Raw genomic sequence first — 16,413 nt, forward strand, 5'->3', positions numbered from 1 at the left:
TGAAATGCTGGATCTCGTTCAGAACACCTTGGACGGGATCGCGGCGGGGTCGGCTTACGCCCTCCTCGCCATTGGCTTTACGCTGATTTTCGGCGTCATGCGGCGGCTCAACATCGCGTTTGGGCCGTCGATCATGGTGGGAATCTTCCTTGGCGCCTGGGTCCACGTCCAATGGTCAGCTGGCCTGATCGAGGCGGCTTTGGCCACTTTCATTGGTGCACTTTTGGCCTCCATCTATATCGAGCGGCTCTCCTTTGCTGCGATCCGCGGTGACGCCGCTTTGGCATCGATGGCGTCGAGCTTCGCTCTCTGGATGCAGCTGGAACAAGGTGTATCCCTGGCCTTCCCAGGGCGCACGACAGCCTTTCCCACGCTCCCGCCGTTGCCGGACATCCAGATCGCTGGCCTCTTCCTTGGCGGTGACGACTTGCTTGTGCTCCTATCGGCCGGGCTGGTTCTGTTGGTGCTGCACCGGTTGATCTACCACAGCCATTTCGGGTTGGAGATGCGTGCGCTGGCGGACAGCGCCGAGGCCGCTGCCGTATCGCGGATCAACATCAATCGCGTCGCTTTTCTGACGTTCTGCCTCGCCGCGCTCGTCGGTGCAGTGGCAGGGCTGCTGATTGCGGCCACCGACGGTCAGATCACGCCAAAGTTCGGTCTTTGGGCCACCATGAAAGGGCTGATCGCCATGATGATCGGCGGGCTCGGGTCGCTTCGCGGGGCGCTTTTGGGCGGGCTGGTTCTGGGCATCGTCGAAGCCCAAGCACAATGGTACCTCGGGGCGGCAGCGCGCGAGATCGTGGTGTATGGGCTTCTCTTCCTCTGCCTCATCGTATTGCCCGGTGGGATTGCAGGCGTCCGCGATACCGGCGCAGAGCGGAAGCTTTGACATGGACCCGTTCCTGACATCGGTGCTGTCCAACATCGGCCTGTTCTCCTTCCTCGCCCTGTCCGCGTGGCTCTTGCTGATTGGCGGGGAGATCAGCTTTGGCCAGCAGGCATATTTTGCCATTGGCGCCTATGCCTCGGGAATCGCCAGCGCCGTCTGGGGGTGGCCGTTTGCAGTCGCACTGGCTTTGGGCACCGCGCTTGGCGCTGGCATCGGAGCTTTGGTCGCCTGGCCCGCGGCGCGGCTTTCCGGCGTGCACTACGCCATCGCGACGCTCGCCTTTGCAGAGCTGACCCGCGCCAGTCTCAACGTTTTTCGCTACCAGAGAGACATCGACGGCTACCTCACCGGACCCGACGGCGCGAACGGATTTCGCGATATCCGCTGGGTCTACGAAGCTGGCATCGCGCCGGGGACGTATCTCGCGATTATCGCCACGTTGCTTCTGCTCGTGATCGTACTCATCTGGCTGGCGGCGCGGCTGAATGTCATGGCGCAACTGCGCATGGTCGGCGAAGACCCCATCCTTGCGGGCATGCAGGGCATACGCGTCCTGCGCTGGAAGATCGGCGCGGCAGCCGCGGCGGGCGGGGTCGCCGGATTGGGCGGCGCCCTCTTCGCGCACATGGCGACATATGTAGAGCCTGCTCAGTTCAGTGTTATGACCGGCGTTCACGCGGTCGCCTACGGGCTGATCGGGGGCCTTGGCACCGCTATTGGCCCGCTTCTGGGCGTGTTGATCGACGTTGGTCTTCTGGAGTCGCTCAGGTCGCTCGCGGCCTACCGGATGATTGTCTTCGGGGGGCTGGTCGCGATCATTCTGATCCTGCGGCCACGGGGCATTCTCGACGAAACTCTTGTCACAAAGGTGCGATCGTGGGCGCGGCGCTAGAGATCACCGATCTGACGCTTCGATTCGGCGGAGTGTTGGCACTGGACGCGGTCGATCTGTCAGTCGCATCGAACACCGTAATGGGTGTTGCTGGCCCGATCGGATCGGGCAAGTCGAGCCTGATCAATGTCCTGACGGGTCACTATCCAGCACAAGGATCAGTTTGTTTCCAAGGACGCCCGATTGCGCATCTGACACCACCTGAACGCGCAAGGCTGGGCATCGTGAGGACGTTTCAGACACCGCGCGTCTATCGTCGGATGAGCATCCTCGAAAACATGCGCGCGGCGTTGCACGCGACCAGACACCTGTTTCAAGGACCGTCAGCGCGACGCCGCGAAGACGCGCATCTGCGCGACGGACTGGCCGTCTTTGGGCTTGACCACGTGGCACATGAATTGCCGGACAGACTAACCCAATTCGAACTGCGGCTCCTCGAAATGGCGCGGGCGCACGTGACTGGTGCAAGGTTGCTGCTCCTCGATGAACCGGCGGCCGGTGCGACTTCAGAAGAAGCGCGGCAACTAAGCCGCGCCATGACCGAACATCTGATCCCGGGGCGCACGGTTGTCCTTGTCGAGCATCGGATCGACTTGCTGCGCGCGCTCTGCACCGATCTCGTCGTGTTGCAGGCAGGACGGAAGATCGGCTTCGGAACACCGGACTCGGTCCTGGCGCGGCCGGATATTCGTGCCTGCCTGATGGGAGACCCGGTCGATGCTTGAGGTGAAGGGCCTGACCGTTACGTGGCGCGGGGAGTCAGTCATCGACGATGCCAGCTTCTCCGTTCAACCCGGTGAGATTGTGGTTCTCACCGGCGCGAACGGATCCGGCAAGTCCAGCCTAATTAGGGCGGTGATCGGTCTCACGCCCGTGAAACGCGGTCGCGTTTTGTGGCATGGGCGCGAGGTGACCAAGCAACCTTTCCACAAGCGGGACGGCATGGCGTTGGTGCCCGAGGGCCGTCAGTTGGCGCCGACACTGACCGTTGAAGAAACCCTGCTTCTCAGCGCGGGACGCGGAGGTGCCAAGAAACGCCACGCGGACTTGCAGAACACTCTACACCGGTTTCCCATCCTCGCGGCGCGCCTCGGTCAACCAGCCGGGACGCTGTCGGGCGGCGAGGCGCAGATGCTGAGCCTCGCACGCGCGCTTGTCGGGCGACCGAGGTTGATTGTGCTGGATGAACCGACCCTGGGCCTGTCCCCGGCGGCGGCGAAGGACGCTTTTTCTATGATGAACGGTCTGCGCGACGACGGGATCGGACTTCTGCTCACCGATCAGGACAGTCGCGCCGCTCTTGCGCTTGCTGACCGCGCCTTCGTGCTTGAAGACCGGCGCCTGCGTCCGATCACCCCAACTGACCACAAGACATCCAAACAGGAGCCCACTGCATGTTCCGCTTGACCCTCGCCGCCCTCATCTCGCTCGCCTCCCCAGCCGTGGCCGACCGGATTATTGCGGACGCCAACTGTGCACCAACCGAGATCGACCTGCGATTCAACTGTGAGTTCAACCTCACCCAAAACGGCGTACCGGTTGAAGGCGCCTCATTCACAATCAAGCCGGACATGCCGTCGATGCCGATGGCGCATAATATCCCACCCGTTCCGGCCGACATCACCGAGAGGCCAGGCGCGTATGTTGCCGTCCTTGACCTGCAAATGCTGGGCGACTGGACGCTGACACTGGACGTCAGCGCGCCACGCCGCGACCGGATCGTCCTGTCCCAAATATTCGACGACGCGGCTTCCGACCATCTGCCCACGGAGCATTCCGGTCACAGCTCCGACTAGGTGCCGGTCATTTCGGGTGGGTCCTCGGCCCGCCAGATACCCCGCGCCACGAGGTCGCGAATGACTTCGATTGTGATCCTCTCCAACTCTCGGCTTGCCGTTGTTACCGGCTTGGCGGGATTGCGCACCAGATAAACCGGACGCGTCATTCGCGGCTCGATGATGGGCGCCATGATCAACTCGCCCCGCTCGACAAAATCGATGGCCGCAGCAGGTGCGAGGATGGTGTATCCCGACCCGCGCGATACCATCGTTTTGATCTGGCTGAGTGCGTCCATCTCGGTAGCCACACTGAGTTGCACGCCTTGGCTGCGGGTGAAACGGTCGATCATGGTCCGAAGCCCATGATGCTTTGACGGAAGCACCAATTCGACGGGCGACAGGTCAGACAGTCGGACGGCGGTGCCCGCCCGGGTCTCGAAGGGCCAGGCATCGGGCGCCGAGAAGAAAAACAGGTCTTCGGTCATGAGCTGGCGGTGGGTCAGGTGCCGAACTGCGCTGACGTCGTAGAGGATGCCAAGGTCAATGGACTGATCCTCGAGCCAGGTTTGAATGAAGCCGCTCATCGCTTCGATGGCCCGAAGACGCACTTTCGGTAGCTCCAACCGCACCGTCTCGGCCAGAGGCACCGACAGGACCATCGATACCGAGCTCGGCAAGCCGAAACTGACGTCGCCCATGGGTTCCGATCCCGAACGGCGGACCGCTTCGACCGCGTTTTCGAGCGCACCCGCGATCTCGCGGGCGTGGCTGAGCAGAACTTCCCCCGCCTGTGTCAGCGACACGCCGCGCGGACTGCGTTCGAGAAGTTTCACACCAAGATCGCGTTCGAGCGACAGAACGTGTTGCGACAGCGAGGGCTGGGCAACGTTCACCCGTTGTGCCGCTGCCGAGAGCGAACCTTCTTCGGCAATAGCGATGAAGTATCTGAGTTGTTTGATGTCCACATCTGGCTCCTCCCTACCCCATAATAAAATCTTCTAGCTATGGGAGGAAGAGGGTATTTCCGAACAGTTCGCCGACCGTGGGATACCAATGACGACAACACGAAGGATACGCATCCCATGCAGGACCTTGAAGGAATCACGGTTGTGGCTCTGGAGCAGGCAGTGGCCGCGCCCTATGCCTCGGGCCGGCTCGCCGATGCGGGCGCACGGGTCATCAAGATCGAGCGCTCCGAGGGGGATTTCGCGCGGGGTTACGATGCGCTGGTGAATGGCGAAAGCGCGTATTTCGTTTGGTTGAATCGCGGCAAGGAATCGATCCGTTTGGATGTAAAAAAACCTGAGGATCACGCCCTTCTGGACCGCATGATCGCAAGTGCGGACGTCTTCATCCAGAACCTCGCCCCCGGGGCGGCGGCGCGACTTGGTTTCGGTGCGGACGCGTTGCTGGCTCGCTTTCCGCGTCTGATCCATTGTTCGATCTCGGGCTATGGCGAGGACGGTCCCTACCGCGATCAAAAGGCCTATGACCTGCTCATTCAGGCCGAAAGCGGGCTGTGCGCCATCAACGGCACGGAGCACGGCGCCGCGCGCGTGGGCGTGTCGGTTTGCGATATCGCCGCAGGAATGACGGCCTTTCAGGCGATCCTTCAGGGGCTTTTTGCGCGCGAGCGTAGCGGGCAAGGACGCGCGATCGACGTGTCACTGTTTCACGCGATGGCCGACTGGATGAACGTCCCGTATCTTCAGACACGCTACGGCGGCAAGCCCCCGGCGCGGGTTGGACTGAAGCACCCCACCATCGCGCCGTATGGCGCGTATGCATGTGCTGATGGCAAAGCCGTGCTGATCTCGATCCAGAACGAGCGGGAATGGCAGCGGCTGTGTACCGATGTGCTTGAAGACGAAGGTTTGGCCGTGGATTCACGGTTTATAACCAACAGTTTGCGCGTCGCGAACCGACCCGCACTGGAAGAACGGGTGGCTGCAGTCTTCAGTCGCTTCACCCGCGAGGCGATGATCGAGCGTCTGCAAACGGCGCGCATCGCGTTCGGGCGGCTTTCCGATCTTGACGATCTCTTGGCGCATCCGCAGAACCGGCTGATTTCGGTCACCACCAGTGCTGGTGAAATCGAGATGCTGGCGCCAGGCGCCGTGGTTCGAGGTCAGGTCACGAAATACCGCGCGGTGCCCGATCTTGGAGATCACGACGTTCCATTACGTGCCGAGTTCGGCGCGACCGCCCGTGCCCGCAAAGCCACGGCCTAGAAGATTTGCCTATAGAGGCCGAAAAGAAACGGTCTTACCGCGGCGTCTGGCCGGAATGCTACGAATTCGGACAGCGATGCCAACGACAACCCAAGGGAGGAAACCCGCGTGTCCGACATCATCCTTCACCATTACGATCTTTCGCCCTTTTCGGAAAAGATCCGGTTGACCCTTGGCTACAAAGGTCTCGACTGGAACTCAGTTATCGTCGAAGCCGTTCCCCCGCGACCACTCCTCGACACACTGACCGGAGGATATCGCCGGGTTCCTGTTCTTCAGGTCGGAGCCGATATCTACTGCGACACAGAGGTGATCTTCCACGCGCTCGAGCGGATCAAACCGGCGCCGACCCTGTACCCCACGGGCGAAGGCATATCGAAAGCGCTGTCGCTCTGGTGGGACAGATCGACCTGGAAACCGGCGATCGGCGTGCTGGTCGACTACATCGGTGAGCACCTGCCCGAAGAATTCCTGAAAGACCGCAAGGACAACTACCTTGGATACGACATGTCCAAGGAAGGCATGGCACCGATGCTGCCCGCCTATGTCCAACAGATGACGGCCTTCGCCGACTGGCTGGCGTCGATGCTGCGTGAGAACGGCGATTACTTGACCGGCAAGCACCTCAGCGCGGCGGACCTCACCTGCTATCACTCACTGTGGCTATTGCGTGCCAATTGCGGTGCCGAGGCCATCGACGCACAACTCGGCCTCGCCCCAGAGGTCATTGCCTGGATGGACCGGATCGCAGCCATCGGGCACGGAAACAAGACCGACATGACACCGGAAGAGGCGCTGGCCGTTGCCAAAGCCGCGACGCCTGCCCATCCGGGTTTAGGCGACAACGATCCGTCTGGAATTGCTGTCGGAACAACCGTCACCGTGACACCGGACGACAATGCCCGCGTACCGGTGACTGGCACGCTGGTCGGCGCGGACACGCAAGAAATCGTCATCGCCATCGACAGCCCCGAGGCCGGACGGCTTCACGTTCACTTCCCCCGCGCCGGCTTTGAAACCATCGCACAATCCAACAGCGCCCGCAGCGCCGCCTGATCAGGAAACAGGAACATGAAAGACATGAACGACACCGACACCCTCGCCGCCAACAAACAGCGCGCCCGGGGCTATTTCAAAGCCTTTGCCACGCAGGACAAAGAGTGGCTCGAAGCTAATGTCGCGCCGACATACATCCGACAGGACACCACGCTGCCCTTCGAAGTGAAAGGACCGGACGGGGTGCTCGCACTTGGCGACGTCCTTCTCGGCGCCTTCTCTGACGTCGAACTCGATATTCAGGAGGTGATCGCCGAGAACGACAAGGTGCTCGTTCACCTGCGTTTCCGTGGCGTGCATTCCGGTCCGTTCGGAGACTATCCGGCTTCCAACAAGCGGTTTGATGTCATGGTGCTCGACTTCTTCCGTATGGAAGACGGCATGATCGCCGAGCAATGGCCTGCCATCGACAATCTGGGCTTGCAGCAGCAGATCGGGATGATCTGATCCAATGCGGCTGACGGGAAAATCGGCTTTGGTGACGGGAGGAGCCTCGGGCTTCGGAGCAGCCATCGCCGAGACCTTCGCGCAGGAGGGCGCGAAGGTCACCATACTCGATCTCAACGGGGACGGCGCAGCCGAGGTCGCGGACCGCATCGGTGGGGTTTCCGTTAAGGGTGACGTGACAAACGCCTCCGATATCGAGGGCGCCGTCATGGCAGCGCGCAGGCACGGCGAGACGCTTGATCTCGTTGTGAACAATGCAGGCTGGACCCATCGCAACAAACCGATGCTCGACGTCACCGAAGAGGAATATGAGCGCCTCTATGATATCAATGTCCGCTCTATCTTTCATATGACCTGCGCCTGTGTTCCGGTCATGCGCGAACAGGGTGGCGGAGTGATCCTGAATATCGGTTCGACGGCAGGCATTCGGCCCCGCCCCGGTCTGACGTGGTACAACTCCACCAAAGGCGCGGTAAACCTGTTGTCGAAATCGATGGCCGTTGAGCTTGCGCCGGACAAAATTCGGGTGAACTGCGTTGCCCCGGTGATAGGTGCAACTGCACTGCTGGAAAGCTTCATGGGCGTCCCCGACACGCCAGAGAACCGCGCGAAATTCGTCGCGACAATTCCGTTGGGCCGAATGTCAGAGCCAAGGGACATTGCGAACGCCTGTCTCTACCTTGCATCTGACGAGGCCGAATTCATCACAGGCACGGTCTTCGAAGTCGACGGCGGTCGCACCGTGTGACAAGGAAAAGGCGACATGTCGTTTCCCATCACCTACTTGTTTGTCCCGGCTGACCGACCCGATCGTTTTGAAAAAGCGCTCGGCTCAGGGGCGGATCGCGTCATCCTGGACCTTGAAGACGCCGTGCGCCCCGATGCCAAAGCAGAGGCACGGCGGGCAATCCTCGATGCATCGCTTGATTGGGGTCGTGTGGTCGTGCGGATCAATGATGCCGCCTCACCTTACTTCGATGCGGATTTTTCATTCCTTGCCGAAATGAAAGCTGCGGCCGTGATGCTGCCCAAGGCCGAGACAGTCGATACGCTGACCCGCGTGAGTGATGCCGCAGGTTGTGATATCGAGGTACTCCCGCAGATCGAAACAGTTCGCGGCCTCGAAGCGGCGCCAGAACTTCTTGCGCACCCCGCGACACGCCGTGCCGTGTTCGGCCATCTCGACTTCGCATTGGACCTCGGCGCGGAACCCGTTTGGGAGGCCCTGCTTTACGCACGGTCTCGGCTGGTGGCGTTGTCACGACTCGCAGGCGCCTTGCCACCGGTCGAAAGCGTGACCACGGCAGTGAAGGATGATGCGCGGCTTCGGGAGGACACACGGGCGGCGCGGCAGATGGGGTTCGGTGGCAAGCTTCTCATCCATCCAGCACAGGTCGGCCCGGCCGCCGAAGCGTTCCGCCCAAGCGATGCCGAACGCGACTGGGCCCGGCGCGTGCTTGACGTTGTGGCGCAGGGTGCCGCAGGGGCGGTAGCGGTTGATGGCAAGATGATCGACAAGCCCGTCGAAGAAGCCGCAAGACGTATCCTCGCCCGTGCGGGAGAGCTTGATGCCTGAAGGCGCAATTCACACGTTGGGACGCAGACCGGACAAGTGCCTGACGAGCCTGTCCGACGCTGTTGCCGCGACCGATTTGAAAGACGGCGCGACGATCTCGTTTCACCATCATCTGCGCAACGGGGACGCGGTCATCAATACCGTGGTGGCCATGCTGGCAAAGGCCGGACTTCGCGATCTGCATCTTGCGGTGACCTCGCTCTTTCCGGTTCACGCGCCTCTGATCGAACACATCCAGTCAGGCGTGATCGGGCGCATCTCTGCAAGTTTTATCTCCGGTCCCGTGGGAGAGGCGATCAGCCGAGGAATTCTGGACGACCCCGTGACGCTGCGATCCCATGGCGGGCGTGCGCGTGCCATCGACCTTGGTGAGATGCCCATCGACTTGGCGTTCGTGGCGGCGCCGGCCGCCGACGAGATGGGCAATCTGTCCGGCCGCACAGGTCGCGCACCCTGCGGAACATTGGGCTACCCGATGGTGGATGTGGAAAGCGCGCGTTACGTTGTGGCGGTGACCGACACGCTCGCGCCATTTCCCGTCACGCCCATTGATATCGCGCAGGACAAGGTCGATTTCGTGGTCGTCATCCCGTCAATCGGTGATCCCGATGGCATCGCATCCGGCGCAACGACCCCGGCAACTGACGCGCTCAGCCTCGGCATCGCCGAAAACACGGCTGCCGTCATCGCGGCAAGCGGGCTTCTGGAGGACGGCTTTTCGTTCCAGACCGGAGCCGGTGGCATTTCACTTGCGACCGCAGCCGCCGTGGGCCGCGAGATGCGCGCGCGCAACATCACCGGGAGCTTCGCCTGCGGCGGGATCACGGGTTTTCACGTCGACATGCTCGAGTCCGGTCTCTTTCGGGCCCTGATGGATGTGCAGTGTTTTGACCTTGCCGCGGTGTCCTCCTACAGCCGGAACGCCAACCACATGGCGATGTCGGCATCGGCCTACGCCGGACCACATGTCGGCGGCGCAGTGGTCGACCGATTGTCTGCTGTCGTGTTGGGCGCAGCGGAAGTGGACGTCGATTTCAACGTCAACGTGACGACTCGTGCCGGTGGCGTCCTGATCGGCGGATCGGGTGGACATGCCGACGCGGCGCAAGGCGCGCAGCTGACGCTCATCACAACCCGTCTCACGGCGGCGGGCTTTCCAAAGATCGTGCCCAAGGTCACCACACTGACGACCCCGGGCCAGTCTGTCGATGTGGTCGTAACCGAGGCCGGATTGGCCGTGAACCCGGCGCGCGCGGAGTTGTACGATCGACTGGTCAGCGCGGGCCTTCCGGTGGTCAGCGTCCATGATCTTGCCGCGATGGCTGCGCAAGCGGCGGATAAACAGGTACCGCCTCGTCCAAAGGGACCGGTTGTCGCCGTGTCGGAATATCGCGATGGTACTGTCATCGACGAAATCCGCCGCATCGACGAGGCCTAAGATGACAGTAATCCGCGAAGACCACCTGATCGCATCAATTGCAGACGCGCTGCAGTACATCTCATACTTCCATCCGCCCGATTTCATTCGCGCGATGGCAGCCGCTTGGGAGCGCGAGGAAAATCCCGGAGCCAAGCAGGCGATGGCGCAGATCCTCGTCAACAGCCGCATGTGTGCCATCGGACGGCGGCCCATCTGTCAGGACACCGGCGCAGCCAATATCCATGTAAGATATGGTGTCGAAGCAAAGACGGATTTCAAACGCTCCCTGCAGGACATCTGCGACGAGGGTACCCGGCAAGGCTATCTTCGGGACACCAACCCGCTGCGCGCCTCGGTCGTGGTCGATCCATTCGGCGACCGCAAGAACTCGGGTGACAACACGCCCTGTATGCTGACCGTCGAGATGGTCGCAGGCGACAAGATTGAGGTCGAAGTTGCGGCCAAAGGCGGCGGATCGGAAAACAAGGCGAAATTCACCACGCTGAACCCGTCTGGCTCAATCGCCGACTGGGTTGTGAACACGGTCGAGACACTTGGCGCGGGCTGGTGCCCGCCCGGTATCCTCGGCATCGGAGTCGGAGGCAATGCCGACAAGGCCATGGCGCTGGCTAAAGCAGCGTTGAGCGATCCAATTGACCTACACGATCTGCAGCGGCGCGGGCCAACGAACAAGACAGAGGAGCTTCGCCTCGAGATCGCCGAGCGGGTCAACGCGCTCGGCATCGGGGCCCAGGGCCTGGGTGGCGTGACCACCGTTCTCGACGTCAAGATCCGGTCTTTTCCGACCCACGCGGCTTCTTTGCCCGTCGGACTGATCCCGAACTGCGCAGCAACGCGACACGTCCATTTCACACTCGACGGTTCAGGCGCGGCCGACTTCACGCCGCCCGAGCTCAAGGATTACCCCGACATTGTCCTCGATCACGCCAGCGCCCATGCCCGGCGCGTGGATCTCGACAACCTGACGGATGACGTGCTTGCTTCGCTCGAACCGGGACAGACGCTGCTGCTTTCCGGCACCCTCTACACCGGGCGGGACGCGGCGCATAAACGGATGATCGACATGCTCGACAAGGGTGAGACCCTACCCGTCGATCTCAAGGGACGTGCAATCTACTACGTCGGTCCTGTCGACGCGGTCGGCGACGAGGCCATCGGTCCCGCCGGTCCCACAACTTCAACCCGGATGGACAAGTTCACGGATCGGATCCTTTCCGAGACAGGTCTGAGACTGATGATCGGCAAGGCCGAACGCGGACCGGTCGCACTTGAGGCTATTGCTCGTCACAAGGCGGTCTACCTGATCGCCGTCGGCGGCGCAGCGTACCTCGTGTCCAAGGCCATCAAGGCCGCCAAGCCGATCGCGTTTCAAGACCTCGGCATGGAAGCGATCTACGAGCTCAAGGTCGAAGACATGCCTGTCACAGTCGCCGTCGATACCGGAGGCAACTCGATTCACAAAGCCGGTCCGGCCCAATGGCGGCGGACGCCTGAACCGGCGTAACAGTGCTGCTCACAGCCGGTCAGATGCTCGCAACGCAAGCCCGGCTGCAGCCGACCCGACTAGGTGCGCGCGACCTCGAACGGTCGATGACCTTTTCCGAGTGGAACAATCGCGCGTGCCGGTTGGCGAACGGGCTACTGTCACTCGGGCTGACTAAAGGCGACCGCGTGGCCGTTCTTGCCCACAATAGGGTCGAATGGGCCGAAATTTACACTGCCGTCGCCAAGATCGGACTGGTTGCAGTGCCGATCAATTTCCGGCTGACGAGCGCCGAGGTGCAGTTCATTTGCGAAGACTGTGACGTGTCAGCTCTCATCGCTGAAGAGGCGCTCTCAGATGCGGTTGAGTCGCTGCGCGAAACGCTTGTTCAGGCCAAATTCATCCGTATCGGAGACGACGCGCCGGGGTGGCAGAGTTATGAGACACTCATCAATGCCGCCTCTGTCGATGAGCCGAGACTTGCGGTGACGCCGGACAATCCGTGGTGTCTGATGTACACCTCTGGGACGACAGGCAACCCAAAGGGCGCGATCCGTAGCCACCGTGGCATGGCGATGCTGGCGTTTATGACGGAGATCGAGCTTGGACTGTCTCGCAAGGACGATGCGCTCTTGGTTATGCCAATGTGCCACGCCAATTCGCTCAACTTCTTCACCGCTTTTCTAAACATCGGTGCCACAGTCACCGTCTTTTCACGAGCGACTTTCGATCCCGAGCTTTGCCTCAAAGCTTTCGGCGAAATGAATGTTACATTCTCTTCTCTGGTGCCCACGCACTTCACGATGATGCTGGACGTACCTGAAGAGCGACGCGGCACTGCAGATTTCGCGCGCGTGGAAAAGCTTATGATTTCGTCCGCGCCGGCTCGGATCGAAACCAAACGCGCCGTTATGGAGATGTTTCCGAATTCCGGCCTCTTTGAGCTTTACGGTTCGACCGAGGCGGGGTGGGTTACTTTCCTTCACCCTGATGAACAGTTTGACCATCTTGGAACCGTCGGGCGGGAGGTCGTCGGCTCAGCTCCGATTCGGATTCTCGACGAGAATGGCAACGAGGTCCCGGATGGTGAAATAGGAGAGCTTTTTTCTTCTTCGCCCTACGCCTTCGAGGGCTACTGGAACCTGCCAGAGAAAACAGCAGAGGCATTCCGCGGTTCATATCTTTCTGTCGGAGACATGGCGCTGCGAGATGCAAATGGCTTTATCCGCCTGATTGACCGTAAAAAAATATGATCATCTCGGGCGGCGAAAACGTCTATCCAACCGAGGTGGAGGCAGTTCTTGGCCAGCATCCCGATATCAAGGACGTGGCCGTGGTCGGGCTTCCGGACGAAAAGTGGGGCGAGCGTGTTGCAGCAGCAGTGGTGCTGCGCGAAGGATCGGTCCTCACGGCGGAAACGCTCGTTGAATGGACACGCGGACATCTCGCGGGGTTCAAACGACCGCGTGAAGTTACATTCCTAGCGTCTGATGAAATGCCAAGGAATACCACGGGCAAGATACTCCACCGCGTCCTGCGCGACCTTCTTTCCCATCACACCGGAGACAGAACATGACCGAAGTCCAGGACCTCAACCGCGACGAAGACAACGTCGCCGCGTGGATTGCACATGTGTTGGTTGAACGTGGTGTCGACCGAATTTTCGGTCTTCAGGGTGGCCATATCCAGCCGATTTGGGATCATGCGGCAAAGCGCGGCATCCGCATTGTCGACGTTCGCGACGAGGGCGCTGCGGTTCACATGGCCCACGCCCACGCAGAGTTGACGGGCGAAATCGGGGTTGCCATGGTGACGGCCGGCCCGGGGGTTACAAACTGCGTCACCGCCATCGCTAACGCCTCTCTTGCCAGGGTTCCGGTCTTGCTAATAGGTGGTTGCACGTCCCGCCCGCAGGCCAATATGGGTCCTTTGCAGGACATCCCGCATATTGACATCCTGCGCCCGGTTTCCCGCTATGCCCGGACCGCACGCGTGCCCGAACAGACGGTCCGCGAACTTGACGAAGCGATATCGCGCGCATTCGGCGATGCGGGCGAACCGGGGCCGTCATACCTTGAGATCCCGACAGATGTTCTGCGCACGCGAGTTCTTGAAACGCTGATACCGGACGATTGGGTCATGCCCAAACCGCAGCGGCGCGTGGCACCGGATCCGTCACTGGTTGCCGAGGCTGTATCGGCGATCCGCGCGGCACGGCGTCCTCTTGTCGTATCCGGCCGTGGCGCGCGCGAAGCCGGTCCTGCTCTCGTTCGCTTTCTCGATGCCGTTGACGCCCTCTATCTCGACACACAGGAAAGCCGTGGATTGGTTCCAGCCGAACACCCGGCAGTCGTCGGTGCCGTTCGGGCCGCAGCGATGGCGCAGGCGGATTTGGTCGTCACGCTCGGGCGCAAACTTGATTACCAGTTGGGCTTCGGCTCTCCCGCCGTCTTTCCCGAAGCCCGGTTTCTGCGGATTTCTGATACCGCAGGAGAATTGGTGGACAACCGTCGCGGCACGCCGGAACTGTTTGCGTCAGTCCCTCTAGCCCTTGATGCGCTGACTGATGCGCTTGTCAACGACAAAGGAACACGGGATGCCGATTGGCTTGGCGGGTTGCGCGCGAAACACCGCGAGCGAATTGCGCACGGCAAGGGCTCGTCCGGAACACAAACCGGCGCAGATGGGAAAGTGCACCCGATGGCCATCTTTGACGCGATCCGCGACGTTGCAGACGCGGACTATATCGCAATTGCCGATGGCGGAGATCTACTGAGCTTTGCGCGCGTTGGATTGGAGGCCAGTACTTATCTGGATGCGGGCGCGTTTGGCTGCCTCGGTGTCGGGGTGCCCTTCGGCGTGGCCGCTGCGCTCGCTTTTCCGGGGCGGCAGGTAATTTCCGTCAACGGAGACGGTGCTTACGGCATCAATGCGATGGAAATTGACACAGCGGTGCGGCACGACGCGAAGGTTGTTTTTGTTGTCTCGAACAACGCCGCCTGGAACATTGAACGCTATGATCAGGAAGTAAACTACAGCGGCCGCGTGGTCGGGACGACACTGCGGCATTCCGACTATGCCGCTATGGCGCGGGCGCTTGGCGCGCACGGTGAACGTGTGGAGGATCCGGCCGATCTCGTAGAAGCAATTCGCCGCGGCCTGGAAAACGCACCGGCCGTGATCGACGTCATCACCTCTCAAAGCGCTGTATCCTCAGATGCGAAGAAAGGGCTCGGCTTTGTTCCCGATTACCAGCCGCTGACGGCATGGGATGATGCAGAGAAGAAACGAAGGGGCCTTCAATAGTGTATTTGGTCAAAGGCTGACTCTCGAAAATCAGTGATCAACGCCGTCGCGCCAAGTTGGCATCGATTTTTTAATGGAAGGTGGAGCGCTTTGGGCACTGCAGTAAGGTTCGACCGCATTTCATGAATTGCCGCTCTCACATCCGCGAGCGGCAGCCTAAGACACCGCTCCGACATCCTTTCTTCAGCAATGCTGTCGTCGGATGCGTTCGAATATTTCGCTTCTGGGTTGCGCTGGGGCGGCAAGACCTTAGCATGAGTCTCGACCGAGCGGCACTGCAAATAGGGCTGCAAGATCGGACACATAAGCCCACCAATCGCGGGCGCTGGTTTTCAAATCGCTCGGAATGCGGCGAGCCGTGGAACTAACTGACGTGATCACGGATGTCCTACACATTGATGGAATTCGGTCAATCTATGCTGGATGCAAACTTCGCCAGGACTTTCACAACTGCGCGCATGAAAAGCGGATTGGTCACGGTGATCTGCGCGAAGTAGAGGCCGATCTGAACGACAAATTTGGGATATTGGGGCCAACCATTAAAGGTTGGACGCGTTTCAACTCCGGAGAGAGTACCGAAATGTCAGGCAGCGGGTGTTCAGAGCAGTGCAGAGCGCTGCGGCGAGAGTGATCTGGCGTTACTGATCCAAGACTTCCCGGACCAGCGCGAGCGTTTTGGAGTAGTGTGCTTTGAGCAAGTCGACCGCCCGGTCGGCATCCTTGGCCAGCACGGCGTCCATGATCGCCTTATGCTCTTCGTTTCTGAGCCGTCCGGCCTCCGAGCTTTCCGACACGGCGAGGTAGCGCGCCCGCGTTGCCTGGAACATCAGGTGGTCGCAAAAGGACAAGAGCCACGACGACCCGCAATTTGCGATCAGAGCGAGATGAAAGGCGCGGTGGCGCTCTTCCCATTTCGGGTTCGAGCTGCCATCGGGCAGCGAGAATTCGGTGCGTTCGAGGCGGTGAAACGTGGTGACGAGATCAAGCTCGTAATCCTCGGTCATGTTCGCGATGCTTTCGCGGACGGCGATCTCTTCGAGCCAGCAACGGGTTTTCACCAATTCTTCCAGCCCCGCTGCATCGATCACCGGGATCGAAAAGCCTTTCTGCTCTCGCTGATCGACGATGCGCTCCGCTGCGAGACGCGACAGCGCTTCCCGCACCGGGTTGATCGAACTCTCATAGCGTTCTGCCAAATCTTTGATATTCAACCGGATGCCCGCCGGGAACCCGCCGCGCAGGATATCCGCTTTGATATCCTGATAGATCGTGGTTGCGGCGGTTGTTTTTTCTGTGGTTGCCGGTGGCATA

At 60.8% G+C, this 16,413-nt stretch carries 17 protein-coding genes; 15 read left to right on the top strand and 2 right to left on the bottom strand.

Annotation, left to right across the window (positions count from 1 at the left end; translation table 11 throughout):
• Positions 1-4 precede the first annotated feature (4 nt).
• Genes BUA42_RS09140 through BUA42_RS09160 form a run of 5 tightly spaced genes read left to right on the top strand, consistent with a single transcriptional unit; the run spans position 5 to position 3,580 of the window.
• Complete coding sequence (locus BUA42_RS09140; RefSeq protein ID WP_072777369.1) at positions 5-892, top strand: branched-chain amino acid ABC transporter permease; 888 nt, start codon at positions 5-7, stop codon at positions 890-892.
• Position 893: 1 nt separating this feature from the next.
• Positions 894-1,784, top strand: coding sequence for a branched-chain amino acid ABC transporter permease (locus BUA42_RS09145; RefSeq protein WP_072777370.1), 891 nt, complete (start codon positions 894-896; stop codon positions 1,782-1,784).
• The gene (locus BUA42_RS09150; RefSeq protein WP_084066174.1) at positions 1,769-2,509 is read left to right on the top strand and encodes an ABC transporter ATP-binding protein; all 741 of its coding nucleotides are present in this window, start codon (positions 1,769-1,771) and stop codon (positions 2,507-2,509) included. The genes BUA42_RS09145 and BUA42_RS09150 overlap by 16 nt, the downstream gene beginning before the upstream one ends.
• Positions 2,502-3,191 (top strand): ATP-binding cassette domain-containing protein, encoded by a 690-nt coding sequence (locus tag BUA42_RS09155; protein ID WP_072777371.1) that lies wholly within the window; start codon positions 2,502-2,504, stop codon positions 3,189-3,191. Before BUA42_RS09150 ends, BUA42_RS09155 begins: the two co-directional genes overlap by 8 nt.
• Positions 3,179-3,580: a FixH family protein gene (locus BUA42_RS09160; RefSeq protein ID WP_072777372.1), complete on the top strand. Its 402-nt coding sequence runs from the start codon at positions 3,179-3,181 to the stop codon at positions 3,578-3,580. The genes BUA42_RS09155 and BUA42_RS09160 overlap by 13 nt, the downstream gene beginning before the upstream one ends.
• Here BUA42_RS09160 and BUA42_RS09165 read toward each other — a convergent pair.
• Positions 3,577-4,527, bottom strand: a complete 951-nt coding sequence (locus BUA42_RS09165; RefSeq protein ID WP_072777373.1) for a LysR family transcriptional regulator — start codon at positions 4,525-4,527, stop codon at positions 3,577-3,579. The two genes, BUA42_RS09160 and BUA42_RS09165, sit on opposite strands and share 4 nt — an antisense overlap.
• Before the next feature lie 117 nt (positions 4,528-4,644).
• Here BUA42_RS09165 and BUA42_RS09170 point away from each other — a divergent pair, with 117 nt between their 5' ends.
• The 10 genes from BUA42_RS09170 (at position 4,645) to BUA42_RS09210 (ending at position 15,102) form a co-directional block, all read left to right on the top strand.
• A complete protein-coding gene (locus BUA42_RS09170) occupies positions 4,645-5,793 on the top strand; it encodes a CaiB/BaiF CoA transferase family protein (protein WP_072777374.1) in 1,149 nt (382 codons plus the stop codon).
• A 108-nt stretch (positions 5,794-5,901) separates the two neighbouring features.
• Positions 5,902-6,849, top strand: a complete 948-nt coding sequence (locus tag BUA42_RS09175; protein WP_072777375.1) for a glutathione S-transferase family protein — start codon at positions 5,902-5,904, stop codon at positions 6,847-6,849.
• 15 nt (positions 6,850-6,864) lie between these two features.
• Positions 6,865-7,296: an ester cyclase gene (locus BUA42_RS09180; protein WP_084066175.1), complete on the top strand. Its 432-nt coding sequence runs from the start codon at positions 6,865-6,867 to the stop codon at positions 7,294-7,296.
• 4 nt (positions 7,297-7,300) lie between these two features.
• Positions 7,301-8,044, top strand: coding sequence for a glucose 1-dehydrogenase (locus BUA42_RS09185; RefSeq protein WP_072777376.1), 744 nt, complete (start codon positions 7,301-7,303; stop codon positions 8,042-8,044).
• A 15-nt stretch (positions 8,045-8,059) separates the two neighbouring features.
• The gene (locus tag BUA42_RS09190) at positions 8,060-8,872 is read left to right on the top strand and encodes an HpcH/HpaI aldolase/citrate lyase family protein (protein ID WP_072777377.1); all 813 of its coding nucleotides are present in this window, start codon (positions 8,060-8,062) and stop codon (positions 8,870-8,872) included.
• Complete coding sequence (citF, locus tag BUA42_RS09195) at positions 8,865-10,310, top strand: citrate lyase subunit alpha (protein ID WP_072777378.1); 1,446 nt, start codon at positions 8,865-8,867, stop codon at positions 10,308-10,310. Before BUA42_RS09190 ends, citF begins: the two co-directional genes overlap by 8 nt.
• Position 10,311: 1 nt before the next feature.
• Complete coding sequence (locus BUA42_RS09200; protein ID WP_072777379.1) at positions 10,312-11,817, top strand: fumarate hydratase; 1,506 nt, start codon at positions 10,312-10,314, stop codon at positions 11,815-11,817.
• Between the two features lie 23 nt (positions 11,818-11,840).
• Positions 11,841-13,049 (top strand): class I adenylate-forming enzyme family protein, encoded by a 1,209-nt coding sequence (locus BUA42_RS09205; RefSeq protein ID WP_281249783.1) that lies wholly within the window; start codon positions 11,841-11,843, stop codon positions 13,047-13,049.
• Positions 13,046-13,372 (top strand): AMP-binding enzyme, encoded by a 327-nt coding sequence (locus tag BUA42_RS21315; protein WP_218588621.1) that lies wholly within the window; start codon positions 13,046-13,048, stop codon positions 13,370-13,372. Before BUA42_RS09205 ends, BUA42_RS21315 begins: the two co-directional genes overlap by 4 nt.
• Positions 13,369-15,102, top strand: a complete 1,734-nt coding sequence (locus BUA42_RS09210) for a thiamine pyrophosphate-binding protein (RefSeq protein WP_072777380.1) — start codon at positions 13,369-13,371, stop codon at positions 15,100-15,102. The genes BUA42_RS21315 and BUA42_RS09210 overlap by 4 nt, the downstream gene beginning before the upstream one ends.
• 638 nt (positions 15,103-15,740) lie before the next feature.
• Here BUA42_RS09210 and BUA42_RS09215 read toward each other — a convergent pair.
• Positions 15,741-16,412, bottom strand: coding sequence for a GntR family transcriptional regulator (locus tag BUA42_RS09215; RefSeq protein ID WP_072777381.1), 672 nt, complete (start codon positions 16,410-16,412; stop codon positions 15,741-15,743).
• Position 16,413 lies beyond the last annotated feature (1 nt).

The organism is Marivita hallyeonensis (genome assembly GCF_900129875.1).
Lineage (GTDB): Bacteria > Pseudomonadota > Alphaproteobacteria > Rhodobacterales > Rhodobacteraceae > Marivita > Marivita hallyeonensis.